The sequence below is a fragment of the Anaerostipes hominis (ex Lee et al. 2021) genome (assembly GCF_002270485.1).
Taxonomy (GTDB): Bacteria; Bacillota; Clostridia; order Lachnospirales; family Lachnospiraceae; genus Anaerostipes; species Anaerostipes hominis.
The window spans coordinates 1-3,789 of record NZ_NQOG01000048.1; the positions used below are offsets into that span (position 1 = coordinate 1).

Annotated in this window: 3 protein-coding genes; all 3 read left to right on the plus strand. The window is 35.6% G+C overall.

Annotated features, from left to right (window positions below):
- The first annotated feature begins 302 nt into the window (after window positions 1-302).
- The 3 genes from CI597_RS17390 to CI597_RS17400 all read left to right on the plus strand — a co-directional run bounded on the left by CI597_RS17390 (window position 303) and on the right by CI597_RS17400 (window position 3,623).
- Window positions 303-1,700, plus strand: a complete 1,398-nt coding sequence (locus tag CI597_RS17390) for a glycoside hydrolase family 1 protein (RefSeq protein WP_024727465.1) — start codon at window positions 303-305, stop codon at window positions 1,698-1,700.
- Window positions 1,701-1,707: 7 nt separating this feature from the next.
- A complete protein-coding gene (locus tag CI597_RS17395) occupies window positions 1,708-2,766 on the plus strand; it encodes an SGNH/GDSL hydrolase family protein (RefSeq protein ID WP_158221726.1) in 1,059 nt (352 codons plus the stop codon).
- Between the two features lie 140 nt (window positions 2,767-2,906).
- Entirely contained in the window at window positions 2,907-3,623 is a 717-nt protein-coding gene (locus CI597_RS17400) for a GntR family transcriptional regulator (RefSeq protein WP_024727467.1), read from the plus strand.
- Window positions 3,624-3,789 lie beyond the last annotated feature (166 nt).

Genomic DNA, 3,789 nt, shown 5'->3' on the forward strand with positions numbered 1-3,789 from the left:
CAAGTTTTACTGCCTGTACTTTGTATTCATGGTCATATTTACGTGCCACTTTGAATACCTCCTTATTCTCTTGGTTTTATTATGAAATCCTTGAGAATAAACTGTCAACTTTTTTTATACCACACCATTTCATAAGAAACTGCGTCTATGAAATACGAAAAAAAAGTCTGGGAAGTTAATAAAATATGCCATAAAAATAAAAAGACATAACTTTATAAATAAAAGTGTGGATATTTATAAAATAAAATTATATAATACAAGAGAAGATACGTTGAATCATTAGTAAAGAAAGGAATGTGGCAATGAGCAGAAAAATTAGTTTTCCGGAAAATTTTTGGTGGGGAGCTGCAATGAGTGGACCTCAGATGGAAGGAACCTTTGAAAAAGCACATGAAAATGTAATGGATTACTGGTACCGTACAAGCAAAGAAGAATTTTTTAATGAAATAGGTCCAAACACAGCGACAGATTTTTATCATCATTATAAAGAAGATATTAAAATGATGAAATCAATTGGAATGAATTCTTTCCGTACATCCATTCAGTGGTCAAGATTGATTAAGGATTTCGAAACGGGGGAAGCGGATGAAAAAGCAGTAGAATTTTATAGAGATATGATTGAAGAATGCAAAAAGAATGATATCATTCTCGTACTGAATTTACACCATTTTGATATGCCAATTGAATTATTCCAAAAATATGGAGGATGGGTAAGTAAACATGTGGTTGATTTGTTTGTCAAATTTGCAGAGACAGCATTCCGTCTGTTTGGGGATCAAGTGAAATATTGGACAACATTCAATGAACCTATGGTAATTCCTGAAGCAGGGTACTTATGTGGATTCCACTATCCGAAATATGTAAACAAAGGAAAAGAAGCAATGCAGGTGATTTATAATCTGAATCTTGCATCAGCAAAAACTATCGAGATTTTCCATAAAATATGTAAAGGAAAAATCGGAAGTATTTTGAATCTTACACCGACATATCCAAGATCAAATTCTAAAGAAGATTTGGAAGCATCCAGGATTGTTGATGCATTTTATAACCGCAGTTTTCTGGATCCTGCAGTTAATGGAGTATTCCCGGAAGAAGTTATTCAAATATTAAAAGAAAATGATGTTTTGTGGGAACAGACGGAAGAAGAATTACAGATTATAAAAGAAAATACCGTAGACTTCCTTGGTGTAAATTATTATCATCCAAAACGTGTCATGATCAGAGAAACACCGTTAGATTGTGATGTATGGACTCCAGAACAGTATTATGAAGAATACGATATGCCTGGAAAACGTGTAAATCCGTATCGTGGATGGGAAATTTATCCGAAAGCAATCTATGATATTGCCAAAAATGTACAAGAAAATTATGGGAATATTCCATGGTTTATTTCTGAAAACGGGATGGGTGTAGAAGGAGAAGAACAATACATCAATGCCGAAGGAAAAATTGAAGATGATTACCGAATCGAATTTTATGAAGAGCATTTAGAATTACTTGCAAAAGCGATGGAAGAAGGAAGCAATTGCTTTGGATACCATGCATGGACAGGAATTGATTGCTGGTCTTGGAATAATGCATACAAAAACCGTTATGGATTCATTGCTCTTGATTTAGAAACACAGAAACGTACAGTGAAAAAATCAGGAGAGTGGTTAAAGAAAATAACAGATCAACATGGTTTTTTTGTCGAAGGATAATTTAGCAATGAAAAGTGTAAAGCATCTGGGAAGAACGTGGCAAAAAGATGGAATCGTATGGCTTGGACTTTCAGGAACAGGAATTGAATTTATTTTTCACGGGAAAAGATTAGAGACAATGGTATGGGGAGACAGCCTAATAAAAGATACCGATGAAAAGGCGTTGCGGCACCGCGCTCGTATTGCAGTGGAGATTAACGGAAAACGAACACAATGTTTTTGTATGACCGAGCCAAAAAAGCACTTGATTCTTTGGGATTCGGCGGAAGAAACGACGGTACGTGTAAAAATTATAAAAATTTCGGAAGCAGCCATGTCACTTGTGGGAATTGGTCCGCTAAAATGCGAAAAGGAAGGCATTATAGAACCAACAAAAGAAAAAGCCTTTCATATAGAAGTCATAGGGGATTCCATTACCTGTGGGTATGGGATTGATGATCCACATGCGGAACATTCCTTTCAGACCCAAACAGAGGATGCCACAAAGGCATACGCTTATTTGGCTGCACAAAAGCTTGACGCAGATTACAGCCTTGTGTCTTATAGTGGATATGGGGTTCTTTCAGGCTATACAGAAGAAAATGCTGCCAATGTCAGGGAAACATTGCCACAATATTATGAAAAAGTCGCACATTCGGATGGGAAATTACCGGACGGTACACGGCTGGATGATATTTTATGGGATTTTGACCGATTCAAAGCAGATGTTGTTGTCATCAATTTAGGGACCAATGACGATAGTTTCTGTCAGGATCAGGTAGACCGGCAGCTACAGTATGCCGAATTATACACAAAGTTCATAAAAAAGGTAAGAACGTTGAATCCAATAGCAGAAATTCTATGCATCTATGGACTCATGGGAGACCGGCTGTATCCATTTGTGGAAAAAGCCGTGGAACAATATAAGGAGAAAACGAAAGATGCTCATATACACTGTGCAGATATTCAGCCACATTCCGATAGCGATGGATATTCAGCAGATGGACATCCATCAATCATATCACAAAAACGTCTTGCAGAAGAACTTTTTAAAAAAATCTGTAAAATAACAAACAAAAAAGGATGATATAATGTCTTTTTTGCAAACTTCCTGTGTTTTTTGCCATGTCTTTTTGCACAAAGAATCTTTATAGTGTATAATAAGAGTATATTTTTTGAAAGAAAAGACATCTGTTATTGCGGAATAAAATAATTAGGAGGCAAATTTTGATAAAATATGAAAGTATAGCAAAAGATATACAGGAAAAGATAGAACAAGGCATCTATAAACCAAATGATCAGCTGCCATTTGAAGCCGAAATGTGTGAGACATATGGTGTTAGCCGCATCACAGTAAAGAAAGCGATGGATTTGCTTGTTATGCGTGGAATGGTTATAAAAAGAAGAGGATCAGGAACATTCGTAAAGAATATTACTTTGCCAGCCAATGATGAATATTCTTTTTCCACGTCCAATCAGTTTTCCGGGTTCTTTCATACGGAAGGACATAAAGATGTACGTTCCGAGATTAAAGAGTTTCAGATCATTAATCCACCGGAAATTGTTGCCCAGCGTCTGAAAATCACAGAAGAAGATTTTGTTTATTATATTGAGAGAATTCGATATTCAGAAGGGGTTCCAAATGTTGTGGAGTACACCTATATGCCGATTGATGTGATTCCTGGAATCAAGAAAGATATATTAGAAAAATCCATATATGAATATATATCGGAAGGGCTTGGATTAAAAATCAAAAGTGCCCATCGAACAGTTCGGGCTACGCTTCCAACGGTACAAGAAGAAGAATACCTTGAGATTGAGCATTGTTTTCCGATTCTTGAGGTAGAACAGGTTGCTTTTTTAGATGATGGAAGAATTTTTGAATATTCAAAATCAAGACACCGCGGTGATAAACTAGAATTAAAAACAGTAAGTGTACAGTAAATAAAAGAGAAGAGGTTTTAATCTCTTCTTTTTTTTGCTTTATAGGATTAGGGTGTCAAAAGACACATTAATAAATATCTGATTTTGTTTGTACCTTGAAAATTTAACACGAATTGGTTTGAGAATATTAAATTTAGAACAATCAACAGAAGGTGAGCTTGATGTT

Coding starts and splice junctions, on each gene's coding strand:
- CI597_RS17390 (WP_024727465.1), top strand. CDS start 303: ATGAGCAGAAAAATTAGTTTTCCGGAAAATTTTTGGTGGGGAGCTGCA.
- CI597_RS17395 (WP_158221726.1), top strand. CDS start 1,708: ATGAAAAGTGTAAAGCATCTGGGAAGAACGTGGCAAAAAGATGGAATC.